Origin of the sequence: Paracoccus fistulariae (genome assembly GCF_028553785.1) — a bacterium.
Lineage (GTDB): Bacteria > Pseudomonadota > Alphaproteobacteria > Rhodobacterales > Rhodobacteraceae > Paracoccus > Paracoccus fistulariae.
The window spans coordinates 383,891-397,491 of the sequence record NZ_CP067136.1 but is presented as its reverse complement, the minus strand read 5'-3'; the positions used below and the strand labels follow the sequence as shown (position 1 = coordinate 397,491).

Genomic DNA, 13,601 nt, shown 5'->3' with positions numbered 1-13,601 from the left:
ATCAGGCTTTGTCTTCCGCTGCCTGTTTCAGGCGTTGAAGAGGAAGTGCAGCACGTCGCCGTCCTTCACCTCGTAGCCCTTGCCCTCGACCCGGAACTTGCCCGATTCGCGCGCACCGGCCTCGCCATTACCGGCGATGTAATCGTCATAAGCCACGGTTTCCGCACGGATGAAGCCGCGTTCGAAATCGCCATGGATCACGCCCGCCGCCTGCGGGGCAAGGGTGCCCTTGCGGATGGTCCAGGCGCGGGCCTCTTTCGGGCCGACGGTGAAATAGGTCTGCAGGCCCAGCAGGTCGTAGCCCGCACGGATAAGACGATCCAGACCGGCCTCTTGCAGGCCCATCTCTTCCAGGAACATCGCCGCCTCGTCATCGGACAGCTGGCTGATTTCCTCTTCGATCTTGGCCGAGATCACCACATGTCCCGCCCCCTGCCCGGCCGCCATTTCGGCCACGCGGTCGCTTTGGCTATTGCCGGTGGCGGCCTTGTCCTCTTCGACATTGCAGACATAGAGCACGGGCTTCGCGGTCAGCAATTGCAGCATGTTCCAGGCTTTCAGGTCGTCCTCGGCCACCTCGACCGTGCGGGCGGGACGCCCGGCTTCCAGCGCCTCTTTGGCGGCATTCATCAGCCGCGCATCTTCCTTGGCCTGCTTGTCGCCCGCATTGATCTTGCGTGACAGGTTGGACAGGCGCTTTTCCAGGCTTTCCAGATCCGCGATCATCAGCTCGGTCTCGATGGTCTCGGCATCGGCCAGCGGATCGACGCGGCCCTCGACATGGGTGACGTCGCCATCCTCGAAACAGCGCAGCACATGGGCGATGGCGTCAACCTCTCGGATATTGGCCAGGAACTGGTTGCCCAGCCCCTCACCCTTGGACGCGCCCTTCACCAGACCGGCAATATCCACAAAGGTGATCCGCGTCGGGATGATCTGTTTCGACCCGGCAATGCCCGCCAGCTTGTCCAGTCGCGGATCCGGAACCGCGACCTCACCGACATTCGGCTCGATCGTGCAAAAGGGAAAATTCGCGGCCTGCGCGGCGGCGGTTTTCGTCAGCGCATTAAACAGCGTCGATTTTCCGACATTCGGAAGCCCGACGATCCCCATGCGAAAGCCCATGTCATCACCCTTGTCTCAGTTCCGCGCACACATAAGATGCGCACCCGCGCAAGTCCAGCCTGACCGCCCGTCCGCATGTCCCGCCCGTCTGCATTGCGCATGGCGGCCATGCGGGCTAGTGCTTGGCCAAAGGACGGGACGGGACCGGTGAGGACATGACCAGAATCGACGACAAGTTTGCGGCGCTGAAAGCCCAGGGCAAGAAGGCCTTCGTGACCTATATCATGGCCTCCGATCCCGATGATGCCACCACGCTGGAGATCATGCGCGGCCTGCCAGAGGCTGGCGTGGACGTGATCGAACTGGGCATGCCCTTTACCGATCCGATGGCCGATGGCGCGACGATCCAGGCGGCAGGTCAGCGCGCGCTGGCCGCCGGGGGCAGCGTCACCCGCACGCTGTCGATCCTGAAAGAGTTCCGCAAGACCGATAACGAAACGCCGGTCGTGCTGATGGGCTATTACAACCCGATCTATGCGCGCCCGGGTGGTGTCGATCAGTTTCTGACGGATGCGGTTGATGCGGGCGTGGACGGGCTGATCATCGTCGATCTGCCGCCGGAAGAGGATGACGAACTGTGCATTCCCGCCCAGAAGGCCGGTCTGAACTTCATCCGTCTGGCCACGCCCACGACCGATGACCGCCGCCTGCCCGCCGTGGTCAAGAATACCAGCGGCTTTGTCTATTACGTCAGCGTCACGGGCATCACCGGCGGACCCTCCGCCAATGCGGCAGAGATCGCGCCAGAGGTTGCCCGCGTCGCCAGGGCGGCAAATCTGCCGGTGGTGGTGGGCTTCGGGATCTCGACCCCCGAGGCGGCCGAACAGATCGCTGCGGTGGCCGATGGCTGCGTGGTCGGCAGCGCCATCGTCAAGCGCATCGCCGAAGGCCGTCCGGTGGCCGAGATCCTTTCTTTCGTCGGGGAACTGGCTCAGGGGGCGCATCGCGGGTGACACCGGCTTTCGCCTTCGACCATATCGCCATCGCCACGCGCAGCCTGACCGAAGGGGCCGCATGGCTGCGCGACAGGCTTGGCGTTGATGCAAGCCCGGGCGGCAAGCACCCGTTGATGGGCACGCATAACAGGCTGCTGTCACTTGGTCCGGGGGCTTATCTGGAATTGTTGGCCTTTGATCCCGATGCCGTTGCCGCGCCACAATATCGCTGGTTCGGGCTGGATGATTTCGATGGCGCACCGCGTCTGGCCGGCTGGGTCATGCGCGCCGATCTGGACCAGACGCCCGCGCCGCCGGGCAGCCGTGCCGTCGCGCTGAGCCGGGGCGATCTGCACTGGCGGCTGACCCTGCCCGACAGCGGACAGATGCCTCATGCCGGCGCGGCGCCGATGCTGATCGACTGGGGCGACAGCCGCCACCCGGCGGACAGCCTGCCCGATCACGGCATCCGCCTGCAGCGCCTGACCCTGCCCCTGCCAACCACCCCGCTGGACGATCCGCGCATCGTGACGGGCGCGGCGTTCACCGCCAGCCTGTGGACGCCGCAGGGAACCGTCCTTCTATGAGCGCGATCCGCCCTGCCCGTGCCGAAGATGCCCCTGCGGTGGCCGCGATCTGGAACCAGATCATCCGCGACACCGCCATCACCTTCTGGCCCACCGAACGCAGCGAGGCCGAGGTCGCCGCCATCATTGCCCAGCGTCTTGCCGATCACGCCTTTTTCGTCGCCCTGCGGGATGGGCAGGTTGCAGGCTTTGCGACCTATAAGCAATTCCGCGATGGCGGCGGCTATCGGCATTGCATGGAACATACCGTCTATGTCGCGCCGGAGGCCAAGGGCGCCGGTCTGGGCGCGGCGCTGCTGCGTGCGGTGGAAGATCACGCTCGCGCGGCGGGCCATAACCTGATGATCGGCGCGGTCACCGGATCGAATGACGACTCCATCCGCTTTCACCGTCGCATGGGATATGACGATTGGGGCCGGATACCGGATGCCGGCTATAAATTCGGGACATATCATGATGTTGTCCTGATGGGCCACAAGCTGACCTGAACGTCATCGGCAAGGGCGATCCTGCCCCTATCGTTCGGCTGCGTTAGCGGATAGTCTCTGCCACATGGTTAACAGCGCCTCTCCTTCCTGCCCCGACCTGCCAAAGCCCCGCAGCTTCTGGCAGCGCATCGGCGACCGCCTTGCGGCACTGATGGGCAGCAAGCGCGCGGCGGTCCCGCCCGAGCGCTCGGTCGCCTTTACCATCGCCGTGATTGCCCTTGGCGCGAAGCTGGCCAAGGCCGATGGCACCGTGGTCCGGTCCGAGGTTTCGGCATTCCGCAGGCTGTTCGTCATTCCCCGCGCCGAGGAAAAGAACGCCGCCCGCGTCTTTGATCTGGCGCGTCAGGACGTGGCCGGATATGACGCCTGGGCACGGCGCATCGCGCAGATGTTCAAGCCCGGCGACCCTGTGCTGAGCGATGTGGTCGAAGGTCTGGTCATCATCGCGCTGGCCGATGGCGACATGCACCAGTCCGAGATCGACTTCATCGACACGGTCGGCGCGATTTTCCAGATGTCCCCGGCCGAGATCACCAAGATCCGCATGCGTCACGATTCCTCGGTCGAATGCCCGCCCTGCGACATCCTTGGCATCCCGATCGAGACCCCCCTGCCCGAGGCACGCAAGCGCTGGCGCAAGCTGATCCGCGAATCCCATCCCGATCGCGCCATCGCCCGCGGCCTGCCCCCCGAAGCGATTCGCCTGGCCGAAGCGCGCACGCGCCGATTGAATGAAGCCTGGGACAACTTTCGCAATATGCACAGTAGCTTAGCCACCTAGGCATGCCATCGCAAAATAAAACTGAACGGGTCAGTCATGTAAGGCCTTGATCATCTTATGTTTTAATTTTAATTTTTATATTTCCCCTATATTAGCGTACATATTAAAATAAAAATTTCATAAAAATAAATAAAAATAAAGTTACCATCTTCACGACCCTCCCCAATTCAATACCGGGTCGAATGACTTCGTACGATTATACGAATATCCAAGGATGGAGATAACGCCGTGAAGAGTCTGCTTTTGTCAGTCACCGCCGCGATTGCCCTGATCGCGGCCCCGATCAATAAAGGCGATGCCGCACCCATAAGTGTCGATGTCGAATTGCAAATGCTTGTCGACGTATCGGGCAGCGTCGACAGTAACGAATTCAAGTTGCAGCGCGATGGATATGTCAGTGCATTCCGCAGCGCCTCGATCCAGAACGCCATTCTGAACACATCCAATGGCCGTCTGGGAAAAATCGCCGCGGAACTGATCTATTGGTCAAGCGCAAGCCAGCAGATCGCCGCTGTTGGCTGGACCTTGCTTGACAGCGCCGCAGCGATCAACACCTTTGCAGATGACATCGCAAATTACGCCCGGCCATTTAGCGCCGGAACACGTGTCGATTCCGCGATCAACTTTGGCTATCAGCGTTTCGCGCTGAATGATTACGACGGCAAGTCGCAGGTCATGGACGTCTCCGGTGATGGCACCAGCGGCGCCGCGGCCACCGAGGCGGCCCGCGATGCGGCGCTTGCCGCAGGTATCGACCGGATCAATGGCCTGCCCATCGGTGGCGGGGCCACTGTCGAAAATTTCTACGCGAACTCGGTCGTCGGCGGCAGCGGGTCATTCCTGATCGCGGCTGCGACGTTCGGTGACTTCTCCAACGCCATCCAGAAAAAGCTGGCCCTTGAAATCAGTGGCGAGCCCTCGCCCGTGCCGCTGCCCGCCGGGGTCTGGCTGCTGGGAACCGCGCTTGGCGGCATCGGCGCGATGCGGCGGCGCAAAAAGCGCGAGGCCTGATCCGCAAGGCATGATGGTTCAAAAGGGCGCCCCCGCGGCGCCCTTTCCCATTTCGCGCCCTTGTTCCCTGCCGCCACGCGGATTAGTCTTTCTGCGACCCTCAGACGGACGACAGAATGCCTGCCAGCGACGACGCCGCACCCGCGCCGACCTATCAAGTGCTTGCCCGGAAATACCGGCCCGAGACCTTTGCCGATCTGGTCGGGCAGGATGCCATGGTCCGCACGCTGAAAAACGCCTTTGCCGCCGACCGCATCGCCCAGGCCTTCATCATGACCGGCATTCGCGGGACCGGCAAAACCACCACCGCGCGGATCATCGCCAAGGGCATGAACTGTATCGGCCCCGATGGTCAGGGCGGGCCGACGACGCAGCCCTGTGGGGTCTGCGAACATTGCGTCGCGATCAGCGAAGGCCGCCATGTCGATGTGCTGGAAATGGATGCTGCCAGCCGCACCGGCGTGGGCGATATCCGCGAGATCATCGAAAGCGTACATTACCGGGCGGCCAGCGCGCGCTACAAGATCTATATCATCGACGAGGTGCACATGCTCTCGACCAGCGCGTTCAACGCGCTGCTCAAGACGCTGGAGGAACCGCCGCCGCATGTGAAATTCATCTTTGCCACGACCGAAATCCGCAAGGTGCCGGTCACCGTGCTGTCGCGCTGCCAGCGTTTCGACCTGCGCCGGATCGAGCCCGAGGTGATGATCGCCCTGCTGCGCAAGATCGCCACGGCGGAAAGGGCGCAGATCACCGATGACGCGCTGGCGCTGATCACCCGCGCGGCCGAGGGCAGCGCCCGCGATGCGACCAGCCTGCTGGATCAGGCGATCAGCCATGGCGCGGGCGAAACCAGCGCCGATCAGGTGCGCGCCATGCTGGGGCTGGCTGATCGTGGCCGCGTGATTGACCTGTTCGAGATGATCCTGCGCGGCGATGCGGCAGCCGCGCTGACCGAATTGCAGGCGCAATATGCCGATGGCGCCGACCCGATTGCGGTCCTGCGCGATCTGGCCGAGATCACGCATTGGATTTCCGTGGTCAAAATCACGCCGGGCGCCATCGAAGACCCGACGATTTCCCCCGATGAGCGCAGTCGCGGGCAGGACCTGTCGGAAAAGCTGCCCATGCGCGTGCTGACCCGCATGTGGCAGATGCTGCTGAAAGCACTGGAAGAGGTCTCGGCCGCGCCCAATGCGATGATGGCGGCCGAGATGGCGATCATCCGTCTGACCCATGTGGCCGATCTGCCCGATCCCGAGGCGCTGATCCGCAAGGTGCAGCAGGCGCAGGCCGCAGGCGATTTCGCGCGTCAGGGCGCAGCCCCAGGCGCCGCGCCGTCGCAGGCGCCGCGCGCCGCGCGTCCCGCCCCCAGTATCGCCGCCGGTGTCGCCGCCCAGCCGAACGGGGCCGCGACTGCGCTGGCCTTGTCGCCCGATGCCTTTGCCGCCTATCCCGATTTCGCCTCGGTGCTGGAACTGATCCGGCGCATGGGCGACATGCTGTTGCTGGTGCAGGTCGAAAACCATGTCGCGCTGGTCCGCTACAGCCCCGGCCGGATCGAGTTCGAGCCGCGCGGGAACGCCCCCGCCGATCTGGCGCAGCGTCTGGGCGAACGCCTGCGTGGCTGGACCGGTGGCAATCGCTGGGCGGTCAGTGTCACCAATAGCGGCGGCCAGCCCACCATCGCCGAAACCCGAACGGCCGAGGAACAGGCGATGCGCGCCCGCGCGCTGGAACTGCCGATCGTGCAGCAGGTGCTGGCAGCCTTTCCGGGGGCCGATTTGAAAAAGGTCTCTCGCGCGGCACCCAAGCCAGAGGCGGTCGCGGAAATCGACGCCGAAGGCGCGGTCAATCCCCATGACAGCGACGGTCCCGTGGCCGAGGTCGAGGAATGGGATCCTTTCGAGGATGAGGCATGAGCAGACAGTCCGGCGGAGGTTTCTATCGCTGGGCCACGCTGCTCGTCTCGGCCATCGGGGTGCTGGTCGCGGTGATTGTCGCGACCGAAGACGGCCAGATCCCGGCTTTCGCCAGGAAGGCCGCAAGCTGGATCGGAGGGGCCGAGGATACGGCACCGCCCACGCCAATCGATCCCGCCAAAGCCCCCGTGGCGCCAGTGCAGGACACCCGCCCGACGGCACCCGATCCGCAACCCGGACAAGATCGCAGCGGCGCGATGAAACAGATCCGGGTCATGGCCCATGACAGCGACAATTTCTGCGGCATCGATTATGTCGTCACCTTCCGCAAGCGCGGCTCTGGTCTTGGCGATGCGGTCTATCTGCGACGGGGTGACAAACATCTCAGGCTGGGCCAGCATGAACCGCAAGAGATCGACCCGGGATGTCGGGTCACCTTTCTCGGCTTTGAAGAGAGCTCGAACGACTACGCACGTTTTTCTGTTCCGGAGTAACCCATGCGCCTGTCTGCCTGCTGCCTGACCCTTGCCCTCTTTGCCGCCGCACCGGCGCTGGCCTGCGATCGCTATCAAGAGATCGACCCGATCCAGCTGAAAGAGGATTTCGCCACCCTCAACAATACCGAGGCCGATCCGGTTGACCGCATCGTGGCCTTTTCCACGCTGGTCTGTTCCGAACAGCCCGCCGTGCGCAAACGCGCCATCGAGGATGGAAAGACCGCGACCGTCGACATCCAGTCAGCGGCGCTTTACTACGATCTGGCGGCGAATAACGCGGTCACCATCAGGCTTCTGGACCGCTCTGGCCTGTCAGAAGCGCATTACAACGAAATCCGCGCGGCCCCGATGCGGGCCTATACGATCAAGTATCGCGATCCGACGAAAAACTGCCTGTCGATCTATTATGATGACAGATGCAGCGGCGATTATCATGTCAGCGTGAATGGCAGGACGGTGCAGTTCCGCTATAATGACGCGGTTGGCGTTTTCACGCTGGACGGCACCGATCTGACGGGCGAAGTCACCTTTGCGATCAAGCGCGAAATGCTGACATTCCCCGCGCGGCTGGAAATGCAATAACGGCGCGGAAACGCCGAAAGGAGAAAGAATGCTGAAGGGTTTGGGCGGACTTGGCGACATGACCAAGATGATGAAGGCCGCCAAAGAGATGCAGGACAAGATGCAGAAGATGCAGGACGATCTGGCCACCGTCACGGTGATCGGGGAATCCGGCGCCGGTCTGGTCAAGGCCACGGCCACCGCCAAGGGCGAACTGACCGCGCTGGAGATCGATCCCTCGATCTTTCAGCCCAGCGAAAAGGAAGTGGTCGAGGATCTGATCCTGGCAGCCATCAAGGACGCCCAGAAGCGCGCGCAGGACAAGATGCAGTCCGAAATGGCCCGCATCACGCAGGAACTGGGTCTGCCCGCCGATATGAAACTGCCCTTCTGATCCGGCGCATGGCCGAGGGCAGCGACGATATTCAGGCGCTGATCGCGCTTTTGGGGCGGCTGCCGGGGCTTGGGCCACGCTCGGCCCGGCGCATCGTGCTGCATCTGATCCGCAAGCGCAGCGGGCAGATGTCCCAGCTTGCGCAATTGCTGGACAGCGTGGCGGTGAATTCGCGCGAATGCCTGACCTGCGGCAATATCACCGACCGCGACGAATGCGCGATCTGCACCGATCCCGCCCGCGCCAGCGGCGAGATCTGCGTGGTCGAGGATGTGGCGGATCTCTGGGCGCTGGAACGCGGCCATGTCTTTCGCGGCCGCTATCACGTGCTGGGCGGCACGCTGTCGGCGCTGGATGAGATCGGGCCCGAGGATCTGGGCATTCCCGCGCTGGTCGACCGCGTCACGCGCGAGGGCGTGTCCGAGGTGATCCTGGCCCTGAACGCCACCGTCGATGGCCAGACCACCGCCCATTACATCGCCGATGCGCTGGACAGCAGCGGCATTACCGTCACCGGGCTGGCCCAGGGCGTGCCGATCGGTGGAGAGCTGGATTATCTGGATGACGGCACGATCAGCGCCGCCCTGCGCGCGCGGAGAAAGCTGTGACGGCCCCGGTCAAGCTGATCATCTTCGATTGCGACGGGGTCATTGCCGACAGCGAAAGGCTGGCCGCCGATCTGCTGGTCGAAGATTTGTCGGCGCTTGGCATGCAGATCACCTTTGACGATGTGCAGCGCGATTTTCTGGGTCAAAGCTACCTGTCGATGGCCTCGAAACTGGAGGCACGTTTCGGTCGCGGCCTGCCCGAAGGGTTTCAGCAGGATTACGGCGCACAACTGGCGCGGCGCTTTGAAAAGGATCTGCGCACGACGCCGGGTTTCACCGTGATGCTGAACCGGCTGAGCATACCCTCTTGCGTGGCGACCTCTTCGGCGCCGGAACGGGTCGCCCGGACGCTGTCGCCGCTGCAACTGGCCGATGTCTTTGGCCCGAATGTCTTCACCGCCTCTCAGGTCGACCGGGGCAAGCCCGCGCCGGATCTGTTCCTGTTTGCCGCGCAGCAGATGCAGACGGATCCCGCCGATTGTCTGGTGATCGAGGACAGCGCCGCAGGCGTGACCGCTGCCCGCGCCGCAGGCATGCGGGTGCTGCATTATCGCGGTGGCGCGCATCAGCCCCGGCCGATCGAGGATGTGCAGGCCTTCGACGACTGGCGCGAGTTTCCCGGGCTTCTGGACCAGATCGCCGCGCGTGGCTGATCTCACCTATCCCGCGGCGGTGCTGGCCGGGCTTCTGGCCTTTCTGTCGCCCTGCATCCTGCCCATGCTGCCTTTCTACCTGTGCTACCTGACCGGGCTCGGCCCGCAGGACCTGAGGGCGGGGCGCGGCGGGCGCGGGCTGATCATGCGGGCCTGTGGCTTTGCCGCCGGGGTGACGACGATCTTCGTGCTGATGGGTCTGGGGGCCAGCGCGGCGGGCCGGATCTTTCTGGAATGGCGCGACCCGCTGCGCTATCTGGCCGCCGCGATGCTGCTGATTCTAGGCCTGCATCTGATGGGCGCGCTGCCCCTGCCCCGGCTTTCCCGCCACGGTCAGCCCTTTGCGCCAGCCCGGCCCGCCTCGCTGGGCGGCGCCTGGCTTGCGGGCCTTGCCTTCGGCTTTGGCTGGGTGCCCTGCATCGGCCCGACGCTGACCGCGATCCTGTTTCTGGCGGCATTAGAGGACAGCGCCTGGCGTGGCGCCACGCTGCTGCTGAGCTACGGGCTGGCGATGACGCTGCCCTTTGTCGCCATCGCGGCAATGGCCGGACCGGCGCTTGACCGGATCGCGCGACACAGGCGAGCCTTTCGCCATGTCCAGCGGGCCTGCGGAGCGATGCTGATCCTGTTCGCGCTGCTGATCGCCAGCGATACCCTGCCCGCGATGGCAGGCTGGCTGCTGCGGCAGGCCGACTGGTCTGGGATGCTGCTTTGATCAACGACAGCAAGTAGCCCTGCCCATCTTTCCAGAAGCACTACCCGGACAGGACCAGACAGCCAAACCGGCATTTCGCTGCGACTAGCGCGAGCGTCGGCAGTGCGGACTTTGCTGCCGTTAGTTGCTGGCACACCAACGGCAGCTTAGGTTCATTTAAGCCAATACGTGCCAGAAATCCAAATCTACTGACTTCGGATCGAACATCTCCAGCATGGGGGTACAGTCTTTGTTGTCCATGTATCCCCCACAGATTTCACGAGCTGCGCCCGATGTCTCTACGAAGGCGATTTCCGAGTAGATGCTCTCATCTACCCGAGCAACGAAGTGGGACTTCGCTTCATCAAAGTTCGCAAGGTAAGCACTCTCGACGTTGCTGGATGCATCCAGCAATGCCTCTTCTGAGAACGACTTAAGGTCCTTTGGCGTGAATGTGCCGAACTCGACGCAAGAGAACTCAACCGGCAACGGTACAGGTCCACCAAGCAGGTTGTTTTTGGTCAGTCGTATACTGTCTCTGTCGAGTAAATCCATGACAGGTCGCGTGGAGGGGGCGTTGGGATGTTCCTGCGCCATAGCGATAAATGAGGCTTCATCGGTCGCAAGAATTGCGTCCGCAAACTCACCTTTCAGGTTTCCGAGAAAGCAATGCATAGCGATACCCGGTTGATGCGCCAGAAAATCCCTCTGCCAAAGCCGGGTGGCTGCAATTAGGTCCGCAGGATCAACGTCAGGCTTGGCAGAGTACCGCGCAAATCCCATCACTGTCACCGGGCCAATGTTTTTTCGTAGCATAGAAAGTCCTTTCAATTGATGCTGACTGGCGTTCTATTGGAAAAGATTGACAATTACTGTCAGGGTGGTGATGCGAACTACGAGACTTTTTTCGATCCTTGATTATCTGCGCGGGCGGCGTACGCCGATGACCGCAGATACGCTCGCCGCCGACCTGAAGGTTTCGGTAAGAACCATCTATCGCGACATCGCCACCCTGCAGTCCATGGGCGCGCCCATTCGGGGTGAGGGTGGCATCGGCTATCAAATCGAGGCAGGCTTTTTTTTGCCGCCACTGCATTTCGATGCAGACGAGCTCGATGCGTTGCTCTTGGGTGTTCGAATGGTTACGGCGCGTGGCGATGATGCCCTTGGGCAAGCCGCGTATCGGCTCTTGGGTAAGATCGAAACCGTCTTGTCGGAGGACCGGCAGCACCTGCAACAACCACTGTTGGCTGTTTGCGGACCGAATAAATCAGATGCCGCTTCGGGTTTGAGTGCCCTCAGAACCTCAATCAGACACAGGAAAAAGCTGGCCGTATCTTATGAGGATGTTCACGAAAACCGGAGCGAGCGTGTCGTCAGACCACTTGGGCTGACCGCGTTCGAAACTGTTTGGATACTCACCGGATGGTGTGAACTCAGGCAAAGCTTCAGAAACTTCAGATTGGACCGTCTCGTTTCAGTCAGCGAAACGGGCGATGTATTCAAGAAGGAAAAGGGCAAAGAGTTTGCAGACTACCTGAGAAGTTTGTAACTCCGTAGCGGTCATTCACACTTCCCGCAGCATCGGTCAAATTTGGCTCATTTTAAACCTTCGCCGCGCGCTGCCTGAACGTTCGCTATCGCGGCGGCACGCGGCGTTCGGCATCTGAGAGGCAATCTCGGTTTGGCGTCGAGATTTTCACCTTCTGCCCAATGATATTTCGACGTCCCATGGTCACTATCCAGCGGCTACCAGCGTCAGCCCTGCCCAAGCCCGGTCTCGGACAGGTAATGGCGCACTGCATCGGCGATGTGGCGGAAGCGGTCGCCGCCCAGGTGCTTGCCGCCATACCAGCGGGTCACGATGATGACGTGATCGTGCAGATCCGCGCGCTCCAGCATTTGCAGCATCAACTGTCCAGCGCCGGATTCGCCATCGTCATCCTTGACCGGCTCTCCGCTCAGAATGGCGGCCCAGCTGTGATGGGTGGCCTTGGCGAAGCGCTTGTTCCGCTTCAACTCGGCCAGCAGGGCCTCGACCCCGGCCCGGTCGCGCGCTGGCCCGCCCGATACCGCATAGCGCGATCCCCGGTCCGAGATGATCTTGTCAAAGACCTGCATCACGCGCCCTGAGGAAACGGCACAGGGTCATTCTTCCTCCAGAAAACTCTTGATCTGCTTTTCGGCCTGGGCAAGGTTCGCAAGCCCGTCCAGATGGCCATTCGTCCCCTCAAGCTCGACGATCTTCACCGGGGTGCCGTCGGATTTGATGATCGCGCCGGTTTCCCGCACGGCATTGCCGGGAAAGACCAGATCCTCATCGGTATGGATCAGCATCACCGGCACGTCGATATCCAGCAGGCCCTGAAACAGGTTGCCATCCGGATGGCCCGCGACGAATTGCTGATTGGCGCGCACCAGATAAAGGAAGTGGTTCGCGTCCGAGGTCCGCGCCCGCGTGGCGCCGGCCATGTTCAGCCGGTCCACCACCATATAGTCATTGTCCCAGCTTTGCCCCGGATCGGCATCCGGCTTGGCCCAACTGCGCCCGAAGGTGGCATTCGCCCATTCTGCGGAATTGGCCTGCAGGGACACGATCTTCAGCGCCTGCGCCAACCCGGCCTCGGGCGGCTCGGCATCGTAATAATCGCCGCCATTCCAGTTCGGATCCAGACGGATCGGCGCCGCCCAGACATCCAGCCAGGCGATCAGACCGGCATCCGCCCAGCCCGAGGCGATCACCGGGATCACCCGTTCCAGCCGGTCGGGATAGCGCGCCGCCCATTCGAAGCTTTGCAAGCCCCCCATCGAGGCACCCATCACCGCATGCCATTTCGGGATCTGCAGCTGATCCATCAGCCCCTTCTGCGTCTCGACGAAATCGCCAATGGTCATGATCGGGAAATCCATGCCCCAGGGTTCGCCCGTCGCCGGATTGATGCTGGCCGGGCCGGTGGTGATCACATTGGGATCATTCGCGCCCAGATTGACCGGGCTGTCGACCGAGACGACGAACCATTTATCCGTATCGATGGCCTTGCCCGACCCGATCAGCGCGTCCCAATAGCCGGGCGCAAGATCATCCGCGGAATATCGCCCCGCCGCATGGCTGTTGCCGCTGAAGAAATGCGGGATCAGGATGGCATTGTCGCGCGCCTCGTTCAGCGTGCCATAGGTTTCATAGCCCAGCCGCATTTCGGGGATCGTCTCGCCGCCGCGAGTGACGAAATCGGTCAGCGTGAATTCCTGTTTCTGGACCAGCGGCTCATAGGCCATGGCCGGTCCGGCCAGCATGGCGACGGTGCAAAGGATCAGGCGCATCGGCTTCCCTCCATTTCAATT

17 protein-coding genes are annotated in these 13,601 nt (G+C 62.4%); 13 read left to right on the top strand and 4 right to left on the bottom strand.

The window, feature by feature from the left end:
• Positions 1-27: 27 nt before the first annotated feature.
• The gene (gene ychF, locus JHX87_RS02060; protein WP_271884813.1) at positions 28-1,125 is read right to left on the bottom strand and encodes a redox-regulated ATPase YchF; all 1,098 of its coding nucleotides are present in this window, start codon (positions 1,123-1,125) and stop codon (positions 28-30) included.
• 155 nt (positions 1,126-1,280) lie between these two features.
• On the opposite strand from ychF, the gene trpA reads away from it, so the two are divergent.
• The 12 genes from trpA to JHX87_RS02000 all read left to right on the top strand — a co-directional run bounded on the left by trpA (position 1,281) and on the right by JHX87_RS02000 (position 10,280).
• The gene (gene trpA / locus JHX87_RS02055) at positions 1,281-2,078 is read left to right on the top strand and encodes a tryptophan synthase subunit alpha (protein ID WP_271884811.1); all 798 of its coding nucleotides are present in this window, start codon (positions 1,281-1,283) and stop codon (positions 2,076-2,078) included.
• Positions 2,075-2,647, top strand: a complete 573-nt coding sequence (locus JHX87_RS02050; RefSeq protein ID WP_271884809.1) for a VOC family protein — start codon at positions 2,075-2,077, stop codon at positions 2,645-2,647. The genes trpA and JHX87_RS02050 overlap by 4 nt, the downstream gene beginning before the upstream one ends.
• Positions 2,644-3,135, top strand: a complete 492-nt coding sequence (locus JHX87_RS02045; RefSeq protein ID WP_271884807.1) for a GNAT family N-acetyltransferase — start codon at positions 2,644-2,646, stop codon at positions 3,133-3,135. The genes JHX87_RS02050 and JHX87_RS02045 overlap by 4 nt, the downstream gene beginning before the upstream one ends.
• A 64-nt stretch (positions 3,136-3,199) precedes the next feature.
• Entirely contained in the window at positions 3,200-3,916 is a 717-nt protein-coding gene (locus JHX87_RS02040) for a molecular chaperone DjiA (RefSeq protein ID WP_271884805.1), read from the top strand.
• Positions 3,917-4,144: 228 nt separating this feature from the next.
• Entirely contained in the window at positions 4,145-4,927 is a 783-nt protein-coding gene (locus tag JHX87_RS02035) for a DUF1194 domain-containing protein (protein WP_271884803.1), read from the top strand.
• Positions 4,928-5,043: 116 nt separating this feature from the next.
• A complete protein-coding gene (locus JHX87_RS02030) occupies positions 5,044-6,852 on the top strand; it encodes a DNA polymerase III subunit gamma/tau (RefSeq protein ID WP_271884801.1) in 1,809 nt (602 codons plus the stop codon).
• The gene (locus JHX87_RS02025) at positions 6,849-7,346 is read left to right on the top strand and encodes a hypothetical protein (RefSeq protein WP_271884799.1); all 498 of its coding nucleotides are present in this window, start codon (positions 6,849-6,851) and stop codon (positions 7,344-7,346) included. Before JHX87_RS02030 ends, JHX87_RS02025 begins: the two co-directional genes overlap by 4 nt.
• 3 nt (positions 7,347-7,349) lie before the next feature.
• Complete coding sequence (locus JHX87_RS02020) at positions 7,350-7,931, top strand: hypothetical protein (RefSeq protein ID WP_271884797.1); 582 nt, start codon at positions 7,350-7,352, stop codon at positions 7,929-7,931.
• Positions 7,932-7,959: 28 nt separating this feature from the next.
• Complete coding sequence (locus tag JHX87_RS02015; protein WP_271884795.1) at positions 7,960-8,304, top strand: YbaB/EbfC family nucleoid-associated protein; 345 nt, start codon at positions 7,960-7,962, stop codon at positions 8,302-8,304.
• Between the two features lie 8 nt (positions 8,305-8,312).
• A complete protein-coding gene (gene recR / locus JHX87_RS02010) occupies positions 8,313-8,912 on the top strand; it encodes a recombination mediator RecR (protein WP_271884793.1) in 600 nt (199 codons plus the stop codon).
• Positions 8,909-9,565: an HAD-IA family hydrolase gene (locus tag JHX87_RS02005; RefSeq protein ID WP_271884791.1), complete on the top strand. Its 657-nt coding sequence runs from the start codon at positions 8,909-8,911 to the stop codon at positions 9,563-9,565. The genes recR and JHX87_RS02005 overlap by 4 nt, the downstream gene beginning before the upstream one ends.
• A complete protein-coding gene (locus JHX87_RS02000) occupies positions 9,558-10,280 on the top strand; it encodes a cytochrome c biogenesis CcdA family protein (RefSeq protein ID WP_271884790.1) in 723 nt (240 codons plus the stop codon). The genes JHX87_RS02005 and JHX87_RS02000 overlap by 8 nt, the downstream gene beginning before the upstream one ends.
• A gap of 156 nt (positions 10,281-10,436) precedes the next feature.
• Here JHX87_RS02000 and JHX87_RS01995 read toward each other — a convergent pair whose 3' ends face one another.
• On the bottom strand, positions 10,437-11,075 hold the full coding sequence (locus JHX87_RS01995; RefSeq protein WP_271884788.1) for a hypothetical protein: 639 nt from the start codon (positions 11,073-11,075) through the stop codon (positions 10,437-10,439).
• Between the two features lie 127 nt (positions 11,076-11,202).
• Here JHX87_RS01995 and JHX87_RS01990 point away from each other — a divergent pair, with 127 nt between their 5' ends.
• On the top strand, positions 11,203-11,811 hold the full coding sequence (locus tag JHX87_RS01990) for a helix-turn-helix transcriptional regulator (RefSeq protein WP_272833805.1): 609 nt from the start codon (positions 11,203-11,205) through the stop codon (positions 11,809-11,811).
• 206 nt (positions 11,812-12,017) lie between these two features.
• Here JHX87_RS01990 and JHX87_RS01985 read toward each other — a convergent pair whose 3' ends face one another.
• Complete coding sequence (locus JHX87_RS01985) at positions 12,018-12,380, bottom strand: YigZ family protein (RefSeq protein ID WP_271884786.1); 363 nt, start codon at positions 12,378-12,380, stop codon at positions 12,018-12,020.
• Between the two features lie 27 nt (positions 12,381-12,407).
• Positions 12,408-13,580, bottom strand: a complete 1,173-nt coding sequence (locus JHX87_RS01980) for an E22 family MetX-like putative esterase (protein ID WP_271884784.1) — start codon at positions 13,578-13,580, stop codon at positions 12,408-12,410.
• Between the last annotated feature and the right edge of the window lie 21 nt (positions 13,581-13,601).

What these genes read in the sequence shown, in the direction of transcription:
- ychF (WP_271884813.1), bottom strand. Translation starts at nt 1,125, where the DNA reads ATGGGCTTTCGCATGGGGATCGTCGGGCTTCCGAATGTCGGAAAATCG.
- trpA (WP_271884811.1), top strand. Translation starts at nt 1,281, where the DNA reads ATGACCAGAATCGACGACAAGTTTGCGGCGCTGAAAGCCCAGGGCAAG.
- JHX87_RS02045 (WP_271884807.1), top strand. Translation starts at nt 2,644, where the DNA reads ATGAGCGCGATCCGCCCTGCCCGTGCCGAAGATGCCCCTGCGGTGGCC.
- JHX87_RS02040 (WP_271884805.1), top strand. Translation starts at nt 3,200, where the DNA reads ATGGTTAACAGCGCCTCTCCTTCCTGCCCCGACCTGCCAAAGCCCCGC.
- JHX87_RS02030 (WP_271884801.1), top strand. Translation starts at nt 5,044, where the DNA reads ATGCCTGCCAGCGACGACGCCGCACCCGCGCCGACCTATCAAGTGCTT.
- JHX87_RS02025 (WP_271884799.1), top strand. Translation starts at nt 6,849, where the DNA reads ATGAGCAGACAGTCCGGCGGAGGTTTCTATCGCTGGGCCACGCTGCTC.
- JHX87_RS02020 (WP_271884797.1), top strand. Translation starts at nt 7,350, where the DNA reads ATGCGCCTGTCTGCCTGCTGCCTGACCCTTGCCCTCTTTGCCGCCGCA.
- JHX87_RS02015 (WP_271884795.1), top strand. Translation starts at nt 7,960, where the DNA reads ATGCTGAAGGGTTTGGGCGGACTTGGCGACATGACCAAGATGATGAAG.
- recR (WP_271884793.1), top strand. Translation starts at nt 8,313, where the DNA reads ATGGCCGAGGGCAGCGACGATATTCAGGCGCTGATCGCGCTTTTGGGG.
- JHX87_RS01995 (WP_271884788.1), bottom strand. Translation starts at nt 11,075, where the DNA reads ATGCTACGAAAAAACATTGGCCCGGTGACAGTGATGGGATTTGCGCGG.
- JHX87_RS01990 (WP_272833805.1), top strand. Translation starts at nt 11,203, where the DNA reads ATGACCGCAGATACGCTCGCCGCCGACCTGAAGGTTTCGGTAAGAACC.
- JHX87_RS01985 (WP_271884786.1), bottom strand. Translation starts at nt 12,380, where the DNA reads ATGCAGGTCTTTGACAAGATCATCTCGGACCGGGGATCGCGCTATGCG.
- JHX87_RS01980 (WP_271884784.1), bottom strand. Translation starts at nt 13,580, where the DNA reads ATGCGCCTGATCCTTTGCACCGTCGCCATGCTGGCCGGACCGGCCATG.